Annotated in this window: 17 protein-coding genes and 3 rRNA genes; 10 read left to right on the plus strand and 10 right to left on the minus strand. The window is 61.4% G+C overall.

The window, feature by feature from the left end:
- Nucleotides 1–117: 117 nt before the first annotated feature.
- Entirely contained in the window at nucleotides 118–1,200 is a 1,083-nt protein-coding gene (locus H2O77_RS00840) for a ChaN family lipoprotein (RefSeq protein WP_215823710.1), read from the plus strand.
- Nucleotides 1,201–1,328: 128 nt separating this feature from the next.
- Here the strand turns inward: H2O77_RS00840 and H2O77_RS00845 are convergent, their stop codons facing one another.
- The 6 genes from H2O77_RS00845 to H2O77_RS00870 all read right to left on the minus strand — a co-directional run bounded on the left by H2O77_RS00845 (nucleotide 1,329) and on the right by H2O77_RS00870 (nucleotide 6,554).
- Nucleotides 1,329–1,820 carry a hotdog domain-containing protein gene (locus tag H2O77_RS00845; RefSeq protein ID WP_215823711.1) on the minus strand — a complete coding sequence of 164 codons (492 nt, stop codon included), beginning with the start codon at nucleotides 1,818–1,820 and terminating at the stop codon, nucleotides 1,329–1,331.
- Nucleotides 1,821–2,069: 249 nt separating this feature from the next.
- Nucleotides 2,070–2,684 carry a methionine biosynthesis protein MetW gene (metW, locus tag H2O77_RS00850; protein ID WP_153635072.1) on the minus strand — a complete coding sequence of 205 codons (615 nt, stop codon included), beginning with the start codon at nucleotides 2,682–2,684 and terminating at the stop codon, nucleotides 2,070–2,072.
- Nucleotides 2,677–3,870, minus strand: coding sequence for a homoserine O-acetyltransferase (locus tag H2O77_RS00855; RefSeq protein WP_213114187.1), 1,194 nt, complete (start codon nucleotides 3,868–3,870; stop codon nucleotides 2,677–2,679). Before H2O77_RS00855 ends, metW begins: the two co-directional genes overlap by 8 nt.
- A gap of 269 nt (nucleotides 3,871–4,139) precedes the next feature.
- Entirely contained in the window at nucleotides 4,140–4,721 is a 582-nt protein-coding gene (locus tag H2O77_RS00860) for a YggT family protein (RefSeq protein WP_043333437.1), read from the minus strand.
- Between the two features lie 149 nt (nucleotides 4,722–4,870).
- Nucleotides 4,871–5,713: a pyrroline-5-carboxylate reductase gene (gene proC / locus H2O77_RS00865; protein WP_215823712.1), complete on the minus strand. Its 843-nt coding sequence runs from the start codon at nucleotides 5,711–5,713 to the stop codon at nucleotides 4,871–4,873.
- Nucleotides 5,714–5,801: 88 nt separating this feature from the next.
- Nucleotides 5,802–6,554 carry a YggS family pyridoxal phosphate-dependent enzyme gene (locus H2O77_RS00870; protein ID WP_215823713.1) on the minus strand — a complete coding sequence of 251 codons (753 nt, stop codon included), beginning with the start codon at nucleotides 6,552–6,554 and terminating at the stop codon, nucleotides 5,802–5,804.
- Between the two features lie 195 nt (nucleotides 6,555–6,749).
- Between H2O77_RS00870 and H2O77_RS00875 the strand changes: the two genes are divergently transcribed.
- On the plus strand, nucleotides 6,750–7,781 hold the full coding sequence (locus H2O77_RS00875) for a type IV pilus twitching motility protein PilT (protein ID WP_043333445.1): 1,032 nt from the start codon (nucleotides 6,750–6,752) through the stop codon (nucleotides 7,779–7,781).
- 139 nt (nucleotides 7,782–7,920) lie between these two features.
- A complete protein-coding gene (locus H2O77_RS00880) occupies nucleotides 7,921–9,075 on the plus strand; it encodes a PilT/PilU family type 4a pilus ATPase (RefSeq protein ID WP_043333447.1) in 1,155 nt (384 codons plus the stop codon).
- Between the two features lie 106 nt (nucleotides 9,076–9,181).
- Here the strand turns inward: H2O77_RS00880 and H2O77_RS00885 are convergent, their stop codons facing one another.
- Nucleotides 9,182–10,330: an anhydro-N-acetylmuramic acid kinase gene (locus H2O77_RS00885; RefSeq protein ID WP_215823714.1), complete on the minus strand. Its 1,149-nt coding sequence runs from the start codon at nucleotides 10,328–10,330 to the stop codon at nucleotides 9,182–9,184.
- Between the two features lie 155 nt (nucleotides 10,331–10,485).
- Here H2O77_RS00885 and tyrS point away from each other — a divergent pair, with 155 nt between their 5' ends.
- The 4 genes from tyrS (at nucleotide 10,486) to rrf (ending at nucleotide 17,184) form a co-directional block, all read left to right on the plus strand.
- Nucleotides 10,486–11,694, plus strand: a complete 1,209-nt coding sequence (tyrS, locus tag H2O77_RS00890) for a tyrosine--tRNA ligase (protein WP_215823715.1) — start codon at nucleotides 10,486–10,488, stop codon at nucleotides 11,692–11,694.
- Between the two features lie 567 nt (nucleotides 11,695–12,261).
- A 16S ribosomal RNA gene (locus H2O77_RS00895) occupies nucleotides 12,262–13,802 on the plus strand.
- A 243-nt stretch (nucleotides 13,803–14,045) separates the two neighbouring features.
- Nucleotides 14,046–16,932: ribosomal RNA gene (locus H2O77_RS00900) — 23S ribosomal RNA — on the plus strand.
- A gap of 136 nt (nucleotides 16,933–17,068) precedes the next feature.
- Nucleotides 17,069–17,184: ribosomal RNA gene (gene rrf, locus H2O77_RS00905) — 5S ribosomal RNA — on the plus strand.
- Together the 16S, 23S and 5S rRNA genes form the textbook arrangement of a ribosomal RNA operon.
- 229 nt (nucleotides 17,185–17,413) lie before the next feature.
- Here the strand turns inward: rrf and H2O77_RS00910 are convergent.
- Nucleotides 17,414–17,857 carry a VOC family protein gene (locus tag H2O77_RS00910; RefSeq protein WP_225347480.1) on the minus strand — a complete coding sequence of 148 codons (444 nt, stop codon included), beginning with the start codon at nucleotides 17,855–17,857 and terminating at the stop codon, nucleotides 17,414–17,416.
- 167 nt (nucleotides 17,858–18,024) lie between these two features.
- On the minus strand, nucleotides 18,025–19,080 hold the full coding sequence (hisC, locus tag H2O77_RS00915) for a histidinol-phosphate transaminase (protein WP_043336763.1): 1,056 nt from the start codon (nucleotides 19,078–19,080) through the stop codon (nucleotides 18,025–18,027).
- Nucleotides 19,081–19,443: 363 nt separating this feature from the next.
- On the opposite strand from hisC, the gene H2O77_RS00920 reads away from it, so the two are divergent.
- From H2O77_RS00920 to radA, 3 genes are all read left to right on the plus strand, one after another.
- Nucleotides 19,444–20,583 carry an alkene reductase gene (locus H2O77_RS00920; RefSeq protein WP_043336747.1) on the plus strand — a complete coding sequence of 380 codons (1,140 nt, stop codon included), beginning with the start codon at nucleotides 19,444–19,446 and terminating at the stop codon, nucleotides 20,581–20,583.
- A gap of 179 nt (nucleotides 20,584–20,762) precedes the next feature.
- Nucleotides 20,763–21,230, plus strand: coding sequence for a copper resistance protein NlpE N-terminal domain-containing protein (locus H2O77_RS00925; RefSeq protein ID WP_043336742.1), 468 nt, complete (start codon nucleotides 20,763–20,765; stop codon nucleotides 21,228–21,230).
- Nucleotides 21,231–21,371: 141 nt separating this feature from the next.
- On the plus strand, nucleotides 21,372–22,784 hold the full coding sequence (gene radA, locus H2O77_RS00930; protein ID WP_043336740.1) for a DNA repair protein RadA: 1,413 nt from the start codon (nucleotides 21,372–21,374) through the stop codon (nucleotides 22,782–22,784).
- A gap of 147 nt (nucleotides 22,785–22,931) precedes the next feature.
- Here radA and H2O77_RS00935 read toward each other — a convergent pair whose 3' ends face one another.
- Nucleotides 22,932–23,576 (minus strand): DUF1415 domain-containing protein, encoded by a 645-nt coding sequence (locus H2O77_RS00935; protein ID WP_084589637.1) that lies wholly within the window; start codon nucleotides 23,574–23,576, stop codon nucleotides 22,932–22,934.
- Nucleotides 23,577–23,655: the final 79 nt, after the last annotated feature.

Consider the following 23,655-nt stretch of genomic DNA (forward strand, 5'->3'; position numbering starts at 1 on the left):
GTGTTGGTGGCCTTTCGGACATGAGGGGGCTCGCATCGGGTATCATGGCAGCGTTGGCACGCTCTCTTGTGGTCTTTTACCGTGTCTTGCCGCTTCCTTCCATGCCGGGTCATCTTCATGTCGCTATTTCGCCGCTCGATCACTTCCAGCTTCCGCTCCAGCAACGAATCCGAGACGCCTGAGCGCACGGCCGGGGTGAGCCGTCGCCAGTTGCTGGCCGGCATGGTCGCCTCGGCGGGCGGGCTTTCCGTGCTGGGCACGGCACTGACCAGTCCGCTCGCACAGGCCGCTCAGCCGGCCAACGGGCCGTTGCCACCGCTGCCGGCCTGGCATGACCCCAAGGCGTCCCACCCGTTGCTGGGCAGCATTCTGGTCGCGGAGGGCAATCGTCGTCTGTCCCCAGCGGCGCTGGTCGATTGGAGTCAGGCGCACTCGATGGTGCTGCTGGGCGAGCATCACGACAATCCGGACCATCACCAGCTGGAACGCTGGTTGATCGATGCGCTGGTCGCGCGGCGTCAGCTGGGCGGTGTGGCGCTGGAGATGCTGGACACGACCCAGGATGCCGCCTTGTCGCTGGCCAATCGTACGTCGCTTGCGGTCGCCGGATTGCCGGATGACGAGCTTCAGCAGTTGCTGGCCTGGAATGCGCGCTGGCCCTTCACCGACTACGCCCCTCTGCTGCGCGGAGCGCTGGACAGTGGCGCGCCGCTCGCCTCTGCCAGCCTGTCGGCGGCACAGCTGGAGGCCAGCATGGCACCTGGACAGTCGCCGCTGGCGCTGCCGGAAGCGGTGCTGCGTCTGCAGCGTGAGGCACTGGATGAAGGCCATTGCGGCCTGCTGGGCGCAGAGCGCCTGGATGCGATGCTGCGTGCGCAGCTGGCGCGGGATCAGCAGATGGCAGAACGCCTGGAGGGCCTGGCGGCCGATGGCGCCACCAGCCTGCTGGTGTGTGGCTCCGGTCATGCTCGTCGCGATATCGGCGTGCCGCGCTGGCTGGACGGCAGCACGCTGTCCGTGGCGCTGATGCCGGTGGCCTGGGATGACGCGGGCCAGCCACTGACGCATCTCACCGATTATCTGCCGGAAAGCGCCGGTGCGGCGCCGGCCTATGACCTGGTGTGGTTCACGCCGGCGACGGCGCCGGTCGCGGATGCCTGTGAAGGCCTGCGTGAGACGATGCAGACGACCGTCAGCTAGCGGCCAGGCAGCGGCTGGAAGTCAGCAACACAACAGCGGCCTGAATTGCCGGCATGAAAAAAGGCACCTCTCGGAGGTGCCTTTTTCGTTGGTGCGACCTGCGTGGCGCGACCTGAACAGAGACGCGATCAGGCGTTCTTGAGATCCGGCGCGCTATCGGCACGCCGACGCGGTGCCTTCTGCGGCGTCTCGTCGTTGTGACTGTCGTTATGGCTATCGTTGCTGCCGGCCTGCTCACGGAAGCGGTCTTCGATATAGGTGATGCGCGTGCGGCCGTGGGGCACCGGCTTGAAGTCGGCATCGACGCTGACCAGCACGATGCGGTCGATGGTCAGGATGCGCTCGCGGGTGATCTTGTTGCGGATCTCGACGCATAGCGAGATCGAGGTGCGACCGAAGGCGCTGGCGGTGATGCCCAGTTCGATGATGTCGCCCTGACGCGCGCTGGAGACGAAATTGATCTCCGACATGAACTTGGTGACCACGCGCGAGGTGCCCAGTTGGACGATGGCGTAGATGGCCGCTTCTTCATCGATCCAGGCCAGCAGGCGTCCACCGAACAGGGTGCCGTTGGGGTTGAGATCTTCAGGCTTGACCCACTTGCGGGTATGGAAGTTCATGCACTCTCTCCTCGGGATGCCGGCGCACCTCACCGGAAGTGCGTGCCGTGATCCTCAGCTGCGTTTACCCCGAAAGTATATAGACTTTAGTTGCGACTGTCTGTGCATGGCCCGGATAGTGCAGCGCTATCGCGGTGCGGAAGAACCGGTGGCGTCATGACGCGAAACGGCCGACAGGAGTGTCCTGTCGGCCGTTTCTTTGAGGCGCCTGGCGCTTGGTCTGTGGCGACTGCTGTAGGGCGCCTGAACTCAGCGCTGGTCGGGCGGGCAGTTGTCGCGGCAGACGCGGAAGATGGCCACTTCCCCGAACAGGTTCGGCCACCAGGTCGCCGCCGGGTGTGGCTCGTGATCGCCATTGCCGACCGCGCGGTCGATGATCTTGAGGCCCTGGGCGCGACACAGGCGCTCGAAGTCCGCGAAGGTCGACAGGTGGATGTTCGGCGTGTCGTACCAGGCGTGAGGCAGCGACTTGGAGACCGGCATGCGGCCCTTCATGCCTAGGTGCAGGCGGTGACGCCAGTAGGCGAAGTTGGGGAAGGTGATGATGGCCTCACGCGAGACGCGCATCATCTCCTCCAGCGCACGGTCCGGGCGACGCAGTACCTGCAATGCCTGGGACATCACCACGCGATCGAAGGTGTCATCGGCGAAGTTGGCCAGGCCATCATCGACATTCTGCTCGATGACGTTCACGCCACGGGCGACACAGGCGCTGATGTTGTCGGGGTCGATCTCCAGGCCATAGCCGAAGACCTGCTTGGTCTCCTTGAGGGAGGCCAGCAGGGTGCCGTCACCGCAGGCGAGGTCCAGTACGCGCGCGCCTTCGGGAATCCAGTCATGAATCTGGGCGAGGTCGTTACGCATGGCTGGTCTCCTTGGTGCTCGGCTTTTGCGTGGCTGGCGCGCCACAGGCGTGGTCGTAAGCGCGAGTCAGGAAGTTGCCCAGCACCGTCTCGTAGCGTTCGCCCGGCAGCAGGAAGGCATCATGGCCGTGCGGCGAGTCGATGTTGGCGTAGCTGACCGACTTGCCGGCATGGATCATGGCATTGACCAGCTCGCGAGAGCGTGACGGCGCGAAGCGCCAGTCGGTGGTGAAGCTGACTACCAGTACCGGGCAGCTGATCGGCGCCATGGCCGCGGACAGGTCATCGCCTGCCGTGGCGGCAGGATCGAAGTAGTCGAGCGCCTTGGTCATCAGCAGGTAGGTATTGGCATCGAAGGCGGTGGAGAAGGTGTCGCCCTGGTGGCGCAGATAGCTCTCGACCTGGAAGTCGACGTCGTAACCGAAGTTGAGGCGGTCCTGACGCAGGTCGCGCCCGAACTTGGTGCCCATCGAGTGCTCGGAAAGATAGGTGATGTGACCGACCATGCGTGCCAGCTTGAGGCCGCGTTTGGGAACGGCATCGACACGCGAGTACCAGCCGTCATGGAATTCCGGGTCAGAGCGAATCGCCTGACGCGCGACTTCATTGAAGGCGATGTTCTGCGCCGAGAGTTTCGGCGTGCAGGCGATGATGGCGACATGACCGACGCGATCAGGGTGGTCCATCACCCACTGCAGCGCCTGCATGCCACCCAGCGAGCCGCCGACCACCGCCGCGAAGCGGGTAATGCCGAGAGACTCGGCGAGGCGTTTCTGGCTCTCGACCCAGTCCGGCACGGTCACCAATGGGAAGTCAGGCCCCCATTGCTCGCCCGTCTCCGGGTTGATCGAGGTCGGGCCGGTACTGCCGTGGCAGCCGCCGATGTTGTTCAGCGCGATGACGAAGAAGCGCGAGGTATCAATGGGCTTGCCGGGGCCGATGTAGTCGTCCCACCAGCCAGGCTTGCGGTCGCTCATGGCGTGATAGCCGGCCGCATGATGGTGGCCGGTGAGGGCATGACAGATCAGGATGGCGTTGCTGGCGTCCGCGTTCAGCTCGCCGTAGGTCTCGTAGACCAGCGAGTACTGCTCGAGGCGTCTGCCGCAGGCCAGCTCCAGCGGGGTATTGAAGTGGGCAGTCTGAGGCGTGACGAGACCGACCGAATCCGGGGGCAGGGAATCAGGCATCGTGGTGAAGGTTTCCAGCATCATGTCCAGCAGAGTGTTCGGGGCAAGGCCCGTGTCCGGGGCGCGAAGCCGCGGTGATGCGCCTTGTGGGCGTCTCGTGCACCGTGGTTCTGGCTTCGGCCGAGGGCTCACTCTAGCACAGCGTGCGCACGCGTGATCCAGTGACGCGCGATGCAAGAGCGCCCGCCACGGGAGTCCGTGGCGGGCGCTGATCTCGTCGGCCAGCGCGCTGGCCGCGTGCGAGCCATCCTTGCTGGCGGAGCGCCGGCTTAACTGAAGGCGCTGCGCAGCATGCCCAGTGACGGCAGGGTCTGGTTGATCAGGCTGCCGACCAGATTGAGCGCGATGAACACGAAGATCGGGGACAGATCGAGCATGCCGATCGACGGAATCACCTTGCGCACCGGCTTCATGATCGGATCGACCAGCTGGTGGACCAGGATGGCGCCCGGGTGGTTGGCCTGCGGTGCGACCCACGACAGGATGATCATCGCGATCAGGGCGAAGAAGTAGATGTTGATGATGCTGTCGAGAATGGTGCCCAGTGCCGTCAGCGCGATGAAGCCGACCGGCAGCATGCCGCCGCCGAACAGGGCGCCGATCGCGACCAGCACCAGGCTGACGACGATGAAGGCCGCGGCCAGGGTGGCGATGTCGAAGCGTCCCAGCGGGCGCAGGATGCCCTGCAACGGGGCTACCAGCGGGTTGGTCGCCTTGACCACTGACTGGGTGACCGGGTTGTAGAAGTCCGCGCGGGACAGCTGCAGCAGGAAGCGCAGCATCAGGATGTAGACAAACAGTTGCAGCAGGATGGTGACCAGCTGAAGTCCGATATTACCCATAGCACCCATGGGGCTTTCCTTAAGACGGTGAGAAGTGGGCGCGCGATAGTGCACGCGTCATGCCGCTAGCATGCCAACAACAGATGAACAGCGCATGATGGCCTGTTGTGACCCGGGCTGCCAGCGGCCTGCAGGAGTTGTCAGTGGAGCAGAGGCTGTCAGCGATCCAGCTCGCGGGCAAGCTCGGCGGCGCGCACGCTGGAGGCCTTGGCGGCGCGCTCGACGATCTCGCGCAGGCCATCCTCCTCGAAGCTGTTGATGGCGCGCTCCGTGGTGCCATTCGGCGAGCACACGCGGCGGCGCAGCTCGGCAGGCTCATGCTCGCTGGAGAAGGCCATCTCGGCGGCACCGCGGGCGGTCTGGATCGCCAGGCGGCGCGCGGTCTCGGCGTTCAGTCCCAGCTCGATGCCTGCCGCTTCGAGTGACTCGATGAACAGGAAGAAGTAGGCCGGGCCGGAACCGGAAATGCCGGTGACGGCTTCCAGCAGGCCTTCTTCCTCGACCCACTCGACGATACCGACCGCAGTCAGCATCTCATCCATCAAGCCGCGTTGCTCCTCCGTCACCTGGGCGGTGGCATAGAGGCCGCTGGCACCGACACCGACCAGCGACGGTGTGTTGGGCATGCAGCGGATGATGGCGAGGTCGCCGCCCAGCCAGCGCTCGAGGCTGTCGCAGGTGATGCCGGCCGCGACCGAGACGATCAGCGGCTTGCGGTTCTGCACCGCAGGGGTCAGCGCCTGGCAGACGTCATGCATCATCTGCGGCTTGACGCCCAGCACCACCACATCGGCTTGCGAGACGGCGTAGGCGTTGTCCTGGGTCGTGCTCACGCCGTAGCGCTGCTCGAGGGCATCGAGTGTCTCGCGTGAGCGAGCCGTGGCGATGATGCGGTCCGCGGGATAGCCGGCATCGACCATGCCGCCGAAGATGGCGCTGGCCATGTTGCCGGCGCCGATGAAGGCGATGGTGCGCGGTGTAGCGGTGCTCTGGTGCGTCATGCGGTGCTCCTGATCATTCAGTGGGAGGGCTGGCGGCAAGCTCGAGAGCCTTGCGTGAGCGTTGGGCTTGCATCAGCGAGCGTTGGATTCAGTGGACGTGGGAATAGTCACGTGCGCCGAAGATGGCAGTGCCGAGGCGTACCAGTGTCGCACCTTCGGCGACGGCGGCCTCAAGGTCCGCGCTCATGCCCATCGAGAGCGTATCGAGCCGGGCCTGCGGGTAGCTGGCGGCGGGGAAGCGCGTCTGCAGTTGCTCCAGCAGCTCGCGCAGCTGGCGGAAGGGCGCACGGCGCTCGGTCTCACTGGCATCGGCGGCGCAGGGGGCCGGAATCGCCATCAGGCCGCGCAGGCGTAGCCCGGGCAGCGCGATCACCGTCTCGGCCAGCGCCAGCAGTTCCTGCGGTGCCACGCCAGCCTTGGAGGCTTCGCCTGAGATATTGACCTGCAGGCAGACATCGAGCGCGCCAAGCTCACGGGGGCGCTGCTCGCTCAGGCGGCGTGCGATCTTCTCGCGTTCCACGGTATGCACCCAGGTGAAGTGCTCGGCAATGGCGCGCGTCTTGTTGGACTGGATGGGGCCGATGAAATGCCATTCGATATCGGTGAGGTCCGACAGCGCCTGCTGCTTGTCCAGCGCTTCCTGCAGGTAGTTCTCGCCGAAGGCCCGCTGGCCGGATTGCCAGGCTGCGCGCACCAGCGTGGCGGGTTTGGTCTTGCTGACGGCCAGCACTTGCGCCGAATCAGCGTTGCGTTTACTTGTCTGCAATGCCTTTTCCAGCCGCGCGCGGGCCTCTAGGATACACTGGGTAACACAAGCTTCGTCGTCGGGGACTGCGGTCATGCGGCTCGGCTCCAGAATTTGCGGAACAACCTGGCGATGGCTGGCACGGTATCAGGCGTGTCATCAATAGCATGAGCGTGACAGGCCTGGTGACATGGTGCCCATCGCACTATCTACTGAAGAGCCACTTCACACTTTCACCAGAGTACACAAGACTCGTTGGTACAAGAGCTTCGGTCTTCGCGAGGGAACTGCATGGATATTACCGAACTGCTGGCTTTTTCGGCAAAACAGAACGCGTCGGATCTTCACCTGTCCGCTGGTTTGCCACCGATGATTCGTGTCGACGGTGATGTGCGGCGCATCAATGTGCCGTCAATGGATGACAAGCAGGTGCGCGCGCTGATCTACGAGATCATGAACGACAAGCAGCGCCGTGACTTCGAGGAATTCCTCGAGACCGATTTCTCCTTCGAGGTGCCGGGCGTCTCGCGCTTTCGTGTCAACGCCTTCCATCAGGGGCGTGGCGCGGGGGCCGTCTTCCGTACCATCCCCTCGGAAGTGCTGACGATGGAGGATCTGGGGCTCGGTGAAGCCTTCCGCAAGATGTGCATGCTGCCGCGCGGCCTGATTCTTGTCACCGGGCCGACCGGCTCCGGTAAATCCACCACGCTGGCGGCGATGGTCGATTACATCAATGAGAACAAGTACGACCACATCCTCACCATCGAGGACCCGGTGGAATTCGTGCACCAGTCCAAGCGGTGTCTGGTCAATCAGCGTGAAGTGCACCGTGATACCCACGGCTTCGCGCCCGCGCTGCGTTCGGCGCTGCGTGAAGACCCGGATGTCATTCTGGTCGGCGAGCTGCGAGATCTCGAGACCATCCGTCTGGCGCTGACCGCGGCCGAGACGGGCCACCTGGTGTTCGGCACTCTGCACACCACCTCCGCGACCAAGACCGTCGACCGTATCATTGACGTCTTCCCCGGCGAGGAGAAGTCGATGGTGCGCTCGATGCTGTCCGAGTCCCTGCAGGGCGTCATCGCCCAGACACTGCTCAAGAAGATCGGCGGTGGCCGGGTGGCGGCTCACGAGATCATGATCGCGACGCCTGCCATCCGTAACCTGATCCGCGAGGACAAGGTGGCGCAGATGTATTCCTCCATCCAGACCGGTGGCGCCCTGGGCATGCAGACACTGGATGCAGCGCTGACGCGTCTGTTGGCGGAAGGGCTGGTGACCAATGAAGATGCTCAGGCGAAAGCCAAGGGCTTGTTGAGCTGAATTCGCCAGGAGGGCCGACAATCACGTTGCAGGTAGGTGGGGCAGGGGCCGGAACACGTCAACTTTTCAGGTTCATGGGACGGCATTTCAGCGCGAGGCCTTGGGCGCGACTCTCAAGGCGCATATCGGGATACAACTCATGACTCCTCATGAATGGCTGCATGAACTTCTGCAGTTGATGGTCAGCAAGGGCAGCTCGGACCTGTTCATCTCCACCGGCACACCGCCGCAGATGAAGGTCAATGGCCGCATGGTGGCGCTGGGTGACAAGAAGCTGAGTGTCGATCAGGTGAGAGAGCTGGTGCTCGCACCGATGAGTGACATGCAGCGCGAGCGCTTCGAGGAAGAGCGCGAGGCCAACTTCGCGCATAGCTTGCCGGGAGTCGGGCGCTTCAGGATCAGCGCCTTCTACCAGCGTAGCCAGATGGGCATGGTGATTCGCCGCATCCAGCTGTCGATTCCCAGCCTGGAAGAGTTGCGGCTGCCGGAGATCATCAAGGGGCTTTCCGAGACCAAGCGTGGTCTGGTGATCTTCGTCGGAGGCACCGGCGCCGGCAAGTCGACCTCGCTGGCGGCGATGATCCAGCACCGCAACCAGACCTCGAGCGGGCACATCATCTGCATCGAAGACCCGATCGAGTATATCCACCCCCACCAGCGCTCCATCGTGACGCAGCGTGAAGTGGGGATCGATACCGAGTCCTTCGAGGTGGCACTGCGCAATACGCTGCGTCAGGCGCCGGACGTGATCATGATCGGCGAGATCCGCTCGCGTGAGACCATGGAGCACGCGCTGACCTTCGCCGAGACCGGTCACCTGTGTCTTGCGACGTTGCATGCCAACAATGCCAACCAGGCGCTGGACCGCATCATCCACTTCTTCCCGGAGGAACGTCATGAACAGGTGTGGATGGATCTGTCGCTGAACCTCAAGGGCATCGTGGCCCAGCAGCTGTTGCCTCACAAGAGTGGCAACACCACCCAGCGCGTGCCGGCCATTGAGGTGATGCTGCGTTCGCCGCTGATCGTCGACCTGATCCGCAAGGGCGCGGTGGTCGAGATCAAGGACGTCATGAAACGCTCGCAGCAGCAGGGCATGATGACCTTCGATCAATCGCTGTACGCCTTGCATCAGCAGGGCTTGATCACCGAGGAGGTGGCTTTGGCGCATGCCGATTCCGCCAATGACCTGCGCCTGATGATCAAGTTCGGTGATTCCGACAGCGCCCAGGAGGCCCAGCTGGATGTCCTGAATGCCGCCAGTCGCTTCTCGCTGCAAGGGGATGACGACTGAGGCGTGTCGGTGATGTCAGCTGCCGGTGATGTTGGCGTAGAGATTGGCCAACCAAGAGCCGCCCTTCTTGTGATGAAGAGGGCGGCTTTTTCGTATCCGTTGAGGATCAGCGAGCGTAGAGGCCGCCCAGCACTCTCGGGCCGCTCGCGCCGGTCACGCTGGGCAGGTTGCCGGGGCGCTCCAGTACTCTGCGCGCCGCGAGCCAGGCAAAGGCGCTGGCTTCGAGCAGGTCTGCGTTCCAGCCCATGTCAGCGCAGGGCACGAGGGGCGTCGCTTGCTCGCCTTGCGCCAGGCGCTGCTCCAGCTGCGTGAGCAGGGCGCCATTGCGTGCCCCACCACCGCAGGGAGTCAGCGCAGCCAGTGACACGCCGGTCTGCTCCAGTGCCCGCACGATGCTCTCGACGGTCAGACTCAGGAGCGTGGCCTGCACGTCGGCCGGTGACTCGTCGCCGGTCAGGTGCTGTGCCAACCAGTCGAGATGGAAGTCTTCGCGGCCAGTGCTCTTGGGAAGGGGGCGGCGGAAGTAATCGGCCGACAGCAATCTCTCGAGCAAGTCAGGAATCACCTTGCCGCTGGCGGCCCACTGACCGTCCTGATCCACTGCGGTGCCACGATGGCGCGCATGCCAGGCGTCCAGCAGGCAGTTGGCGGGGCCGGTATCGAAGCCGATGACGTCAGCCATGGAGTCCTGAGGGGGGAGCAACGTCAGATTGGCGATGCCGCCCAGGTTGAGTAGCCCATGCCATTGGTCTGGCTGACTGAAAAGAGCAGCGTGGAAGGCGGGCGCCAGCGGGGCCGCCTGACCGCCGGTGGCCAGGTCACGGCGCCGGAAGTCAGCGACGACGGGAATGCCGCACAGCTCGGCCAGCAGGCTGGGGTTGTCGAGCTGCAGGGTGTAGGGCGTGTGGCATGGCTGATCGCTGAAGCCGTAGGGGCGATGCTCGATGGTCTGGCCATGGCTGCCAATGGCTGCGACATCATCTGCACTCAGCTGCTGGCGGGTCAGCAAGCGCGTCACTGCGCTGGCGGCCAGTTCGGCCAACGCCTTCTCGGCGGCGGCGAGATCGGCGAAGCATGCCTCATCACAATGCATCAGCTGCCAGAGCCGAGTCCGCAGTGTTTCGGGCAGCGGCAGGTCGAGCCCATCAATGAAGCGAATCCGTTCGTGGTCTGGCGAGGAGGGGGCGATATCGAGCAAGGCGATATCGAGTCCGTCCAGGCTGGTGCCGGTCATCAAGCCAAGGTAGAGCGCCATTGGGGGTCTCCCGATCATTGGGGGCGTGCAACAGGGGGGTGAAGCTTGTGAGCACGCCGCTCTGCGGCAGGGGGTGCATGCCATGCTCGTCATGCTAACATTCTCGGCCAACATGCCCCGTTACGAGGGGAGCAGCAACGGTCAGAGAGGGCAGGATGAGCGACAAGTCAGTAGTGGAAGCGCTGGAGATCATCAAGCGCGGTACCGATGAGGTGCTGGTCGAGGAAGAGCTGATCAAGAAGCTCGAGTCCGGGCGCATGCTCAAGGTCAAGGCAGGCTTTGATCCGACGGCGCCGGACCTGCACCTCGGTCATACGGTGCTGATCAACAAGCTGCGCCAGCTGCAGGACCTCGGTCACGAGATCATCTTCCTGATCGGTGATTTCACCGGCCGCATCGGCGACCCCACTGGCAAGAGCGTGACGCGCAAGCCGCTGACCGAAGAGGACGTGAAGGCCAACGCCCTGACGTATCAGGAGCAGGTCTTCAAGATCCTCGACAAGGATAAGACGCGCATCGCCTTCAACTCCGAATGGATCAACAAGCTCTCCGCGGGTGACATGATCGAGCTGGCGGCCTCCAGCACGGTCGCGCGCATGCTCGAGCGTGACGATTTCGACAAGCGCTATACCGGCAATCAGCCGATCTCCATCCATGAGTTCCTCTACCCGCTGATCCAGGGGTATGACTCCGTGGCACTGGAAGCGGACATCGAGCTTGGCGGCACCGATCAGAAGTTCAATCTGCTGATGGGGCGTGAGCTGCAGCGCCAGCGTGGCCAGGAGCCGCAGGTCGTGATCACCATGCCGATCCTCGAGGGCCTGGATGGCGTGCAGAAGATGTCCAAGTCGCTGGGCAACTACATCGGTATCAACGACCGCCCGGGCGAGATGTTCAACAAGATCGTCTCCATGCCGGATTCGCTGATGTGGCGTTACTTCGAGCTGTTGTCGCTGCGTCCCCTCGATGAAGTGAAGGCGCTGATGGCCAGCATCGACGACGGTGCCAACCCGCGTGATATCAAGATGGAGCTGGCGCGCGAGCTGGTGGCACGCTTCCACGATGAAGAAGCGGCGGCGACGGCGCACCTTTCCAGCGGCAATCAGCTGGCCGACGGCGAGTTGCCGGCGGACATGCCGGATGTCACTGTCAGCCTGGAAGGCGCCGAGGTGGCGCCGATCGCGGCGGTCATCAATCGCGCGGGCCTGGCCAACAATAGTGCCCAGGCCAAGGACATGCTCAAGAATGGTCGCGTGAAAGTGGATGGCGAAGTGGTCGAGCCTTCCTATATGGCACCTTTCGATACTGCCATCGTCATCCAGGCCGGCAAGAAGCGTTACGCACGAGTGACCGTGACGCGCTGAGGTACTGACAGGTATTGAGAAGACGCTGGCGTATGTCGCCTCCCGTTCGGCCCCACCAGACATGGTGGGGCCGAACGCGTTGTGAGCGCCTGACATCATCGCGGCGAGATTCTCTCAAGAAAGCCCTTGCCCTCACGGAGGTTCGTGCGTAAAGTACGCATCCGCTGCCGGGGACGCATGGCGTTACCAGCGGTGAAAGAAGTTTGCAGGTGATTGTTTTGCTTGATGTTTTTGAAGCCCGCTTCGAATTCATCGATTGACAATCCCGGGCGATTCGCTAGAATACGTCGCACTCCTTACGGAACAGGTGATCGAGCAACGCTCCTCACCGCTTGATGATGCTTAGAGGCAGTCGACTGACTCATCATCAAGTGCTTGACTTCTCAAGCGTTCCAAGTAGAATATGCCTCCTCGCTTAACAGCGACGCTCTTTAAAAATTTGATCAGGTAATTCGTGTGAGCGCTTGCCGATGAGTGGTGACAAGGTCACCAAATATCGGAGCAAGCCTCTCACGAGAAGTTTGACTCTGAACCAAGTTTGGTCTGCTTAACAGACTATCAAGCTTTCAACTGAAGAGTTTGATCATGGCTCAGATTGAACGCTGGCGGCAGGCTTAACACATGCAAGTCGAGCGGAAACGATCCTAGCTTGCTAGGAGGCGTCGAGCGGCGGACGGGTGAGTAATGCATGGGAATCTGCCCGATAGTGGGGGACAACCTGGGGAAACTCAGGCTAATACCGCATACGTCCTACGGGAGAAAGCAGGGGATCTTCGGACCTTGCGCTATCGGATGAGCCCATGTCGGATTAGCTTGTTGGTGAGGTAATGGCTCACCAAGGCGACGATCCGTAGCTGGTCTGAGAGGATGATCAGCCACACTGGGACTGAGACACGGCCCAGACTCCTACGGGAGGCAGCAGTGGGGAATATTGGACAATGGGCGAAAGCCTGATCCAGCCATGCCGCGTGTGTGAAGAAGGCCTTCGGGTTGTAAAGCACTTTCAGCGAGGAAGAACGCCTTGGGACTAATACTCCCGAGGAAAGACATCACTCGCAGAAGAAGCACCGGCTAACTCCGTGCCAGCAGCCGCGGTAATACGGAGGGTGCAAGCGTTAATCGGAATTACTGGGCGTAAAGCGCGCGTAGGTGGCTAAGTCAGCCAGGTGTGAAAGCCCCGGGCTCAACCTGGGAACGGCATCTGGAACTGCTTGGCTAGAGTGCAGGAGAGGAAGGTAGAATTCCCGGTGTAGCGGTGAAATGCGTAGAGATCGGGAGGAATACCAGTGGCGAAGGCGGCCTTCTGGACTGACACTGACACTGAGGTGCGAAAGCGTGGGTAGCAAACAGGATTAGATACCCTGGTAGTCCACGCCGTAAACGATGTCAACTAGCCGTTGGGTCCCTTGAGGACTTAGTGGCGCAGCTAACGCAATAAGTTGACCGCCTGGGGAGTACGGCCGCAAGGTTAAAACTCAAATGAATTGACGGGGGCCCGCACAAGCGGTGGAGCATGTGGTTTAATTCGATGCAACGCGAAGAACCTTACCTACCCTTGACATCCAGAGGACTTTCCAGAGATGGATTGGTGCCTTCGGGAACTCTGAGACAGGTGCTGCATGGCTGTCGTCAGCTCGTGTTGTGAAATGTTGGGTTAAGTCCCGTAACGAGCGCAACCCCTATCCTTATTTGCCAGCGAGTAATGTCGGGAACTCTAAGGAGACTGCCGGTGACAAACCGGAGGAAGGTGGGGACGACGTCAAGTCATCATGGCCCTTACGGGTAGGGCTACACACGTGCTACAATGGCAAGTACAAAGGGTTGCAATACTGCGAAGTGGAGCCAATCCCATAAAGCTTGCCTCAGTCCGGATTGGAGTCTGCAACTCGACTCCATGAAGTCGGAATCGCTAGTAATCGTGGATCAGAATGCCACGGTGAATACGTTCCCGGGCCTTGTACACACCGCCCGTCACACCATGGGAGTGGACTGCACCAGAAGTGGTTAGCCTAACCTTCGGGAGGGCGATCACCACGGTGTGGTTCATGACTGGGGTGAAGTCGTAACAAGGTAGCCCTAGGGGAACCTGGGGCTGGATCACCTCCTTATCGACACTGTCTACTGCTCGCGGCAAGTGCTCACAACGAATTACCTGATCTTATTGCTGGCTTAGCCGGCAGTGGCAAGCGTGCTCAACAAAGCGCGCTTCTCACTGTTCTCTGAACAGCCGCTCTTTAACAATGTGAATCATGCTGACGATAGATATGTGCGCCAAGCGCATGTCTATCAAAACGATATGTCGGAGAGGTCCGACAGATTCGTAATCCTTGACAGACCCCTTGGGGTTATATGGTCAAGCGATTAAGCGCATACGGTGGATGCCTTGGCAGCCAGAGGCGATGAAGGACGTGATAGCCTGCGATAAGCGTTGGCGAGGTGGCAAATACCCTGCGACCCAACGATTTCCGAATGGGGAAACCCACTCACCATCAGGTGAGTATCTATAGGCCAATACATAACCTATAGAGGCAAACCCGGGGAACTGAAACATCTAAGTACCCGGAGGAAAAGAAATCAACCGAGATTCCCCAAGTAGCGGCGAGCGAACGGGGACCAGCCCTTAAGCGTGACAACTGACAGACGAACAAGCTGGGAAGCTTGACGATACAGGGTGATAGTCCCGTAGTCGAAGTCTGAGTCACGTGAAATCGAGTAGGTCGGGGCACGAGAAACCTTGACTGAACATGGGGGGACCATCCTCCAAGGCTAAATACTCCTGGCTGACCGATAGTGAACCAGTACCGTGAGGGAAAGGCGAAAAGAACCCCGGCGAGGGGAGTGAAATAGATCCTGAAACCGTATGCGTACAAGCAGTGGGAGCACCTTCGTGGTGTGACCGCGTACCTTTTGTATAATGGGTCAGCGACTTATATTCTGTGGCGAGCTTAACCGTATAGGGGAGGCGTAGGGAAACCGAGTCTTAACTGGGCGACCAGTCGCAGGGTATAGACCCGAAACCGGGCGATCTATCCATGGCCAGGGTGAAGATTGAGTAACATCAATTGGAGGCCCGAACCCAAGTATGTTGAAAAATGCTGGGATGAGCTGTGGATCGGAGTGAAAGGCTAATCAAGCCCGGAGATAGCTGGTTCTCCTCGAAAGCTATTTAGGTAGCGCCTCACGTATCACCGCTGGGGGTAGAGCACTGTTTCGGCTAGGGGGTCATCCCGACTTACCAACCCGAGGCAAACTCCGAATACCAGTGAGTGCAGCGTGGGAGACACACAGCGGGTGCTAACGTCCGTTGTGAAAAGGGAAACAACCCAGACCGTCAGCTAAGGTCCCAAAATCCTGATTAAGTGGGAAACGATGTGGGAAGGCTCAGACAGCTAGGAGGTTGGCTTAGAAGCAGCCATCCTTTAAAGAAAGCGTAATAGCTCACTAGTCGAGTCGGCCTGCGCGGAAGATATAACGGGGCTAAATCAGGTACCGAAGCTACGGGTTCATCCTTATGGATGAGCGGTAGAGGAGCGTCGTGTAAGCCAATGAAGGTGGATTGAGAAGTCTGCTGGAGGTATCACGAGTGCGAATGCTGACATGAGTAACGATAAGGGGAGTGAAAAACTCCCCCGCCGGAAGACCAAGGTTTTCTGTTCTACGTTAATCGGAGCAGAGTGAGTCGGCCCCTAAGGCGAGGCGGAAACGCGTAGTCGATGGGAAACGGGTTAATATTCCCGTACCGGATGTGGTTGCGATGGGGGGACGAAGAAGGCTAGGTGAGCCAGGCGTTGGTTGTCCTGGTGAAAGCATGTAGGCCGAGGAATCAGGCAAATCCGGTTCCTCTGAGGTCGAGATGCGAGACGAACTGACCACGGTCAGGAAGTCATCGATGCCACGCTTCCAGGAAAAGCCTCTAAGCTTCAGATCACATGCGACCGTACCCCAAACCGACACAGGTGGTCAGGTAGAGAATACCAAGGCGCTTGAGAGAACTCGGGTGAAGGAACTAGGCAAAATGGCACCGTAACTTCGGGAGAAGGTGCACCGGTTCGAGTGAAGGACTTGCTCCGTAAGCTCTTACCGGTCGAAGATACCAGGTGGCTGCAACTGTTTATTAAAAACACAGCACTCTGCAAACGCGCAAGCGGACGTATAGGGTGTGACGCCTGCCCGGTGCCGGAAGGTTAATTGATGGGGTTAGCTCACGCGAAGCTCTTGATCGAAGCCCCGGTAAACGGCGGCCGTAACTATAACGGTCCTAAGGTAGCGAAATTCCTTGTCGGGTAAGTTCCGACCTGCACGAATGGCGTAATGATGGCCACGCTGTCTCCACCCGAGACTCAGTGAAATTGAAATCGCAGTGAAGATGCTGTGTACCCGCGGCTAGACGGAAAGACCCCGTGAACCTTTACTATAGCTTTACACTGGATGCTGATGTTGTCTGTGTAGGATAGCTGGGAGGCTTTGAAACCACGTCGCCAGATGCGGTGGAGCCAACCTTGAAATACCAGCCTGACATCATTGGCGTTCTAACTCAGGTCCGTTATCCGGATCGAGGACAGTGTATGGTGGGTAGTTTGACTGGGGCGGTCTCCTCCTAAAGAGTAACGGAGGAGCACGAAGGTACCCTCAGCACGGTTGGAAATCGTGCATTGAGTGCAAGAGCATAAGGGTGCTTGACTGCGAGACAGACACGTCGAGCAGGTACGAAAGTAGGTTCTAGTGATCCGGTGGTTCTGTATGGAAGGGCCATCGCTCAACGGATAAAAGGTACTCCGGGGATAACAGGCTGATACCGCCCAAGAGTTCACATCGACGGCGGTGTTTGGCACCTCGATGTCGGCTCATCACATCCTGGGGCTGAAGTCGGTCCCAAGGGTATGGCTGTTCGCCATTTAAAGTGGTACGCGAGCTGGGTTTAGAACGTCGTGAGACAGTTCGGTCCCTATCTGCCGTGGGCGTCGGAAGTTTGAGAAGAGCTGCTCCTAGTACGAGAGGACCGGAGTGGACGAACCTCTGGTGTTCGGGTTGTCATGCCAATGGCATTGCCCGGTAGCTACGTTCGGACGGGATAACCGCTGAAAGCATCTAAGCGGGAAGCCCCCTTCAAGATGAGACTTCCCTGAGGCCTTGCGCCTCCTGAAGGGCCCTTGAAGACTACAAGGTTGATAGGCTGGGTGTGGAAGCACAGCAATGTGTTGAGCTAACCAGTACTAATTGCCCGTGAGGCTTGACCATATAACACCCAAGGGGTTTGCTTCGGCAAACGCCGGGATTGCGACAGGATCGAGACATATCGGTCAGCATGATTCATATTGCGAGTCGCGAGGCCAAAAGCCTCGAGACTCAGGCATCGCAAGATGCCACCGTTTCGCCTGACGACCATAGCGAGCGTGAACCACCCGATCCCATGCCGAACTCGGAAGTGAAACCGCTTAGCGCCGATGGTAGTGTGGAGTTTCTCCATGTGAGAGTAGGTCATCGTCAGGCACTTATCCCGAACCGCCCCTGTAGCCATGCTGCAGGGGCGGTTCTCTTTGTGCTCAAGAAAAGTGGTGCAGAGAGTCCTGCATGCGAATCAGCTGTGGGCGAAAGAAAAGAGCTTTGCCCAAGCAACGTGCACATGACACAAGAAGGCCCCTGTCGATATCTCGACAGGGGCCTTTGTCTTCGGGGCCTTTTATCTTCAGGGCCAGTGAAGTTTCAGTGCGCCATCACATCAGGGCGAGACTTCGTAGAGTTCGATGGGCGTACCGTCAGGGTCTGCCAGGAAGGTGAAGCGGGCGCCGGTGTATTCATCGACACGTATCGGCTCTGGCGTGGCGCCACGCGCGATCAGCAGCTCGACACAGGTATCGATGTCTTCCGTCGCCAGCGCCAGGTGACGAAGCCCACAGGCTTCCGGATAGCTGGGGCGCTCAGGCGGCGAGGGGAAGGAGAACAGCTCCAGCTGGATACCGCCCGGCAGGAGCAGGTCGAGCTTGTAGCTGTCGCGGGCCTCACGATAGGCCTCGTTGATCACCTGCGCATCCATGACCTCGAGATAGAAGCGCCTGGCGCGAGGGTAATCAGCGGTGATCAGCGCCACGTGATGCACCCGCGTCAGAGGCAGGCGGGGTGTCGGGGTAGCGTCTGAAGCCATGGAGAGACTGTCCGTTGTCATGTTGTGCTCCTGCAGAGTGTTCGGTGCGATGAACGGTACGACGGGCTGTGTGATGAGCTGTGTGGATGGGCCGTGCGGCGAGCACCTGAGTGACATCCTGATCAAAGAAGGCGCCCACTGGGCGCCTTCTTTGATTGGAGCAATCACTGGCCAGACCGTGCGCTATCTCAGCGACACAGGGTTTCCAGGGCTTCGATCAGGCTGTCCATTTCGGCATCGGTACCGATGCTGATGCGCAGATAGTCACGCAGTGCGTCGGTGTTGAAGTGGCGCACCAGGATGCCCTGTTCGCGCAGGCCGATGAACAGCTTGCCGGCATCGTGGGTCGGGTGAGTCGCCAGCACGAAGTTGGTCTGCGAGGGCAGGATCTCGAAGCCCAGCGCGGCCATGCGATCGCGCGTCTGCTCGCGCGTGGTGATGACGCGTGTGCGGCACTCATCGAAATAGTCGGGATCACTGAGCGCGGCGACGCCGACCTGTTCGGCCAGGCGATCGATGGGGTAGGAGTTGAAGGAGTCCTTGACGCGCTCCAGACCCTCGATCAGCTCACGCGAGGCCACGGCATAGCCAAGACGAATGCCCGCCAGGCTGCGCGACTTCGAGAAAGTGCCCGTCACGACCAGATTCGGATACTGATGAATCAGCGGGATGGCGCTTTCGCCACCGAAGTCCACGTAGGCCTCGTCGACCAGTACCACGCTCCGCGGATTGCGCTCCAGCAGCGCGGCAATCGCCTTGCGGCCATGGCCATGCCCTGTCGGGGCGTTGGGGTTGGCGAAGATGATGCCGCCATTGTCGTTGCCGAAGGCTTCCAGGTCGACTTCCCAGTTGTCGGTCAGCGCGATGCTGCGCGACTCGATGCCATACATGCGGCAGTAGACCGGGTAGAAGCTGTAGCTGATGGTGGGCAGCAGCAGCGGCTTGTCCTGACGGAAGAATGCCTGGAAGGCCAGCGCCAGCACCTCATCGGAGCCATTGCCGACGAAGACTTCCTCGGCGGCCACATGGAAGGTATCGGCCAGGGCGGCGCGCAGCGAGCTGGAGCTCGGGTCCGGGTAGCGGCGCAGATCAGAGGCATTGAACTCGCGCAGCGTCTGCTCCACGGCGGGCGCCGGCGGGTAGGGGTTCTCGTTGGTGTTCAGCTTGATCAGCTGCTCACGCGGTTGTTCGCCGGGGACGTAGGGGGTCAGGTCGTGGACCTGGGGGCTCCAGTACTTGCTCATGATTTCTCGCCGCTGGTGACAGTGCATGACCCGTGTCATGGATGCTTTTCATGTTGCCCGCTGGATCGTCGCGGTACAAGCACCGGCATGCGCTCTGAGTGAGTCATGAGGGGCATTGGAGCGGTGATTGGAGGCTGTTGCGAAGGTCTGTTGCGAAGGTCTATCGAGGGGGGTGTTGAAAGAAGCCCAGGAGTGGCCGCACGGCGGGCCTCGCCCATTGTTGCCATGCCAGCATTATTCTCGTGCGATGTGCGTGCTTGAAGCAGCGCGTGGTGTGCCGCATGTCATAGGCATGCTTGCCCAGCTCGTGCGACCTTGCACGGTGAGGACGCTGGGTGAAGTCCTGCAATTCAAGGAGTCCCGATGACTGCCAACACCAATGCCCCGTACGCTGACACCCTGCTCGATCCGGTCAAGCTCGGTGATCTGACCCTGCCCAACCGCATCCTGATGGCACCGCTGACACGTGCTCGTACCCCCGACAGCGTGCCCGGTGAGCTTCAGCAGGCCTATTACGGTCAGCGTGCCGGTGCCGGCCTGATCATCAGCGAGGCGACCAACATCTCGCCCACCGCACGTGGCTATGTCTACACGCCGGGCATCTGGACCGATGAGCAGGAAGCGGGCTGGAAGGGCGTCGTCCAGGCGGTGCACGCCAAGGGCGGACGCATGGCGCTGCAGCTGTGGCACGTCGGGCGTGTCTCGCATGAGATGGTGCAGCCGGACGGCCAGCAGCCGGTCGCGCCGAGCGCCCTGCGTGGTGAAGGCGCCCAGTGCTTTGTCGAGTTCGAGGACGGCACCAGCGGACGTCACCCCACCGGTACGCCGCGCGCCCTGGAGACGGACGAGATCCCCCAGCTGATCGAGGACTATCGTCAGGCCGCCGTGCGTGCCAAGCGTGCCGGCTTCGACATGATCGAGGTGCACGCCGCCAACGCCTATCTGCTCAACCAGTTCATGGCCACCGGCACCAATCAGCGCACTGACCAGTACGGTGGCTCGGTCGAGAACCGTGCGCGTCTGACGCTGGAAGTCGTCGATGCCGTCGCCGAAGTCTTCGGCCCTGAGCGTACCGGCATCCGCCTGACGCCCTTCATCGAGATCTTCGGTCTGACCGATGACGAGCCGGAAGAAATGGCCTTCTACATGGCCGAGCAGCTCTCCAGACGTGGCATCGCCTATGTGCACGTCAACGAGCCGGACTGGGCCGGTGGCGATATCAAGTTCAGCGATGACTTCCGTCGTGCCCTGCGCGAGCGCGTCACGGGCGCGCTGATCTTCTGCGGCCATTACGACGGTGAGAGCGCGGCACGCATCATCGATGAGGGCATCGCGGATGCCGTCGCCATCGGGCGCCCGTATATCGCCAACCCGGACCTGGTCGAGCGCATTCGCCTCGGCGCTGAACTCAACGAACAGGACCCGGACACCTTCTACGGTGGTGGCGCCAAGGGTTACACCGACTATCCGTTTCTCGACAATGGCCATGATCGCCGCGGCTGAGGCCGACACGATTTAGCGAATGGTGTTCGATAAACGCCATCGGGGGTGGCCTCTCGGGGCGGATACCCGCTATTCTTGAGCATGGAAGCTTGTGAGCGGGCTGCCTGCCAAAGCGGGTAGACCGCTCGCCGTCGATAGCGCTGATGCTGCTATCGAGTCATCGCCTTAAGGAGGATTCAATGCAGATCAGGACTCTGATGGTGGGAGCCGCGCTGATGGTCGGTCTCGCCGGGTGCGCATCAACGGCCCAGACCAATGACGGTGCCGCTGACAACAGCGCCACCGAGACAGCCAGCGAGCAGGTTGCCGTCTACAAGGGCACCCTGCCGTGTCGTCGTTGCACGGGCATTGACCTCGATGTACGCCTCAAGGGTGCCGAAGAGGCAGCCCAGGATGAGCGTACCTTCAGTCTCGATGCCACCTATCGTGATCATCCGCAGCAGCCGGATCCAGAGCATTACGAAGGCCAGTGGGACGTGCTGTCCGGCACCGTGACGGACCCGAACGCGACCGTCTATGAGCTGACGCCGGACGGCGAAGGCCAGACCTACTACTTCCTGCGTCTGGATGCCCAGACCCTGGAGCTGGTCGACCCGCAGAAGCGTCGCTTCCAGAACGGTGAGACACTGCGCCTCAAGCGCCAGTAAGCGTGCCGTGCGCCACAAGGCGATCGTGAGCACAAGGAAGGCGGCGCAAGCCGCCTTCCTTGTGTCTGGCCGTTGGAAATCCACGGCTGACGACACTCCGCCGCGGCGCCGAGAATCATTTCTTCCCGACAGGATTGTCTGATGGCGAAAGCAAAGAGCGCCTTCGTATGTACCGAATGCGGTAGCGAATTCTCGAAGTGGCAGGGCCAGTGCAGCGGCTGCCGCGAGTGGAACACCCTGCAGGAAATCCGCGTCGGCGCCACGGTATTGCCCGGCGCCGCCCCCGCTGCGGGAGCCGTCGCCGGTGGTGCCGCGCGTAGCGCCAGCAATGGGCGGGGCGGCTACGCCGGCACGCTCAGCGACAACGTGACCGATCTTTCCAATGTCTCGCTGGCCGAAGTGCCGCGCTTCTCCTCGACCTTCGGCGAGTTCGACCGCGTGCTGGGTGGCGGGCTGGTGCCGGGTTCCGCCGTGTTGCTCGGTGGCCACCCGGGGGCCGGCAAGTCGACGCTGCTGCTGCAGACCGCCTGCAAGCTCGCCCAGCACAAGCGCTCACTCTATGTCACTGGCGAGGAATCGCTGTCGCAGGTGGCGATGCGCGCCCATCGTCTGCAGCTGCCGACCCAGGGGCTCAAGATGCTGGCCGAGACCAGCGTCGAGACGATTCTGGCCACCGCCGAGCGCGAGAAGCCCGAGGTGCTGATCATCGACTCCATCCAGACCATGCATCTGGAGGATCTGTCATCCGCGCCGGGGGGTGTCTCGCAGGTGCGTGAGTCTGCCGCCGCGCTGACCCGCTTCGCCAAGCGAACCAATACCGTGCTGCTGCTGGTCGGCCACGTGACCAAGGACGGCTCACTGGCCGGACCCAAGGTGCTGGAGCACATGATCGACGCCTCCCTGCTGCTGGAGGGCGATGGTGATTCGCGCTTCCGCACGCTGCGTGGCCAGAAGAACCGCTTCGGCGCGGTCAACGAGCTGGGCGTGTTCGCCATGGTCGAGCTGGGCTTGAAGGAGGTGAAGAACCCCAGCGCGATCTTCCTGTCGCGCAGCGAGGAGCAATCCTCCGGCAGTCTGGTGATGGTGGTGTGGGAGGGCACGCGACCGATCCTGATCGAAGTGCAGGCCTTGCTGGATGACTCGCCGCTGGGCAATCCACGCCGTGTCGCCGTCGGTCTGGACGGCAATCGCCTGTCGATGCTGCTGGCAGTGCTCAACAAGCATGGCGGCCTGTTCACAGGCGATCAAGATGTCTTCCTGAATGTGGTCGGCGGGGTCAAGGTGCTCGAGACCAGCGCCGACCTCGCGGTGCTGTGTGCGGTGGTCTCCAGCCTGCAGAACCGTCCGCTGCCGCGCGAGCTGGTGGTGTTCGGCGAGGTGGGGCTGTCCGGCGAGATCCGTCCGGTGCCGAGTGGCCAGGAGCGCATCGTCGAGGCCGCCAAGCATGGCTTTACGCGCGCTATCGTGCCCAAGGGCAATGCCCCCAAGAATCCGCCCAAGGGCATGACCATCGTGGCGGTCGACAAGCTGTCCCAGGCGCTGGAAGCCCTGTGACATCTGCGCCTACCGCGTGAGCCTGCCGCACGGGGACATCGTGGTGTGATGTAGCATACAACGAACAAGGCCAGCCTCGCGGCTGGCCTTGTTCGTATGGAGTTTTCTCCGAGCACGAAGCTCAGTCCTGCTTGTCAGTCCTGCTTGTCAGTCCTGCTTGTCAGCCTGACGGGCAGCGTGAGCACAGGCCTTGAGGCGTGAGACCAGGAGCTCGACACCGCGCTCGCGCATCAGTTCTTCATTGCGCCCCGGCACCTCTTCGACATCGCCTGCGTAGGCATTGATGGCGGCTTCGACCGAGCTTTCGCGCAGCAGGTGCAGCATCGGGTAGGGCGAGCGGTTGGTGTAGTTGGCCGCGTCGTCTTCCTCGGTATCCTCGAACACGTATTCCGGGTGGAAGCTGGCCAGCTGATAGATGCCTTCGTAGTCCTGCATCTCGAGCAGCGCCTCGGCGTAGTCGAGCAGCTCGAGGTAGGTATCGAAGTCGCGGAAGCCGTCCTTGAAGATCACCAGCGTCGTCTCGGCGTCGCGATTGGCGTCCAGGTTCAGCAGCTCGTCGCCGAGTGCCTGCAGGCTGCGCTCGAGCCCTGCTCCGGGCACCACGGCATACTGGATGCTGTTGCGTGCCATCTCGCGCGCGGCAAACGGGCACAGATTGTCGGCGATGATGTGCGTCTCGACCCACTGGCGCGTGGCGTCGATGGCCTCGGCTTCGCTGGCATCCAGCGGCGGGGTATAGCCACCCGCCGTCTCGGGAGTCGTGGTATCGGTCGGCGTAGCGTCGGTGGTCATGGCGTCAGGGTCCGCAGCGGTGTCAGGAACGGGTATTGTCACTGCTCGGGCGCGGCATGGCCAGCGCCGTGTCTTCTCG

The sequence above is a fragment of the Cobetia sp. 4B genome (assembly GCF_018831605.1).
Classification (GTDB): domain Bacteria; phylum Pseudomonadota; class Gammaproteobacteria; order Pseudomonadales; family Halomonadaceae; genus Cobetia; species Cobetia amphilecti.

Bases quoted from the DNA above. Each gene is read 5' to 3' on its own strand.
- H2O77_RS00840 (WP_215823710.1), top strand. From the start codon at position 118: ATGTCGCTATTTCGCCGCTCGATCACTTCCAGCTTCCGCTCCAGCAAC.
- H2O77_RS00845 (WP_215823711.1), bottom strand. From the start codon at position 1,820: ATGAACTTCCATACCCGCAAGTGGGTCAAGCCTGAAGATCTCAACCCC.
- metW (WP_153635072.1), bottom strand. From the start codon at position 2,684: ATGCGTAACGACCTCGCCCAGATTCATGACTGGATTCCCGAAGGCGCG.
- H2O77_RS00855 (WP_213114187.1), bottom strand. From the start codon at position 3,870: ATGCCTGATTCCCTGCCCCCGGATTCGGTCGGTCTCGTCACGCCTCAG.
- H2O77_RS00860 (WP_043333437.1), bottom strand. From the start codon at position 4,721: ATGGGTGCTATGGGTAATATCGGACTTCAGCTGGTCACCATCCTGCTG.
- proC (WP_215823712.1), bottom strand. From the start codon at position 5,713: ATGACGCACCAGAGCACCGCTACACCGCGCACCATCGCCTTCATCGGC.
- H2O77_RS00870 (WP_215823713.1), bottom strand. From the start codon at position 6,554: ATGACCGCAGTCCCCGACGACGAAGCTTGTGTTACCCAGTGTATCCTA.
- H2O77_RS00875 (WP_043333445.1), top strand. From the start codon at position 6,750: ATGGATATTACCGAACTGCTGGCTTTTTCGGCAAAACAGAACGCGTCG.
- H2O77_RS00880 (WP_043333447.1), top strand. From the start codon at position 7,921: ATGACTCCTCATGAATGGCTGCATGAACTTCTGCAGTTGATGGTCAGC.
- H2O77_RS00885 (WP_215823714.1), bottom strand. From the start codon at position 10,330: ATGGCGCTCTACCTTGGCTTGATGACCGGCACCAGCCTGGACGGACTC.
- tyrS (WP_215823715.1), top strand. From the start codon at position 10,486: ATGAGCGACAAGTCAGTAGTGGAAGCGCTGGAGATCATCAAGCGCGGT.
- H2O77_RS00910 (WP_225347480.1), bottom strand. From the start codon at position 17,857: ATGACAACGGACAGTCTCTCCATGGCTTCAGACGCTACCCCGACACCC.
- hisC (WP_043336763.1), bottom strand. From the start codon at position 19,080: ATGAGCAAGTACTGGAGCCCCCAGGTCCACGACCTGACCCCCTACGTC.
- H2O77_RS00920 (WP_043336747.1), top strand. From the start codon at position 19,444: ATGACTGCCAACACCAATGCCCCGTACGCTGACACCCTGCTCGATCCG.
- H2O77_RS00925 (WP_043336742.1), top strand. From the start codon at position 20,763: ATGCAGATCAGGACTCTGATGGTGGGAGCCGCGCTGATGGTCGGTCTC.
- radA (WP_043336740.1), top strand. From the start codon at position 21,372: ATGGCGAAAGCAAAGAGCGCCTTCGTATGTACCGAATGCGGTAGCGAA.
- H2O77_RS00935 (WP_084589637.1), bottom strand. From the start codon at position 23,576: ATGACCACCGACGCTACGCCGACCGATACCACGACTCCCGAGACGGCG.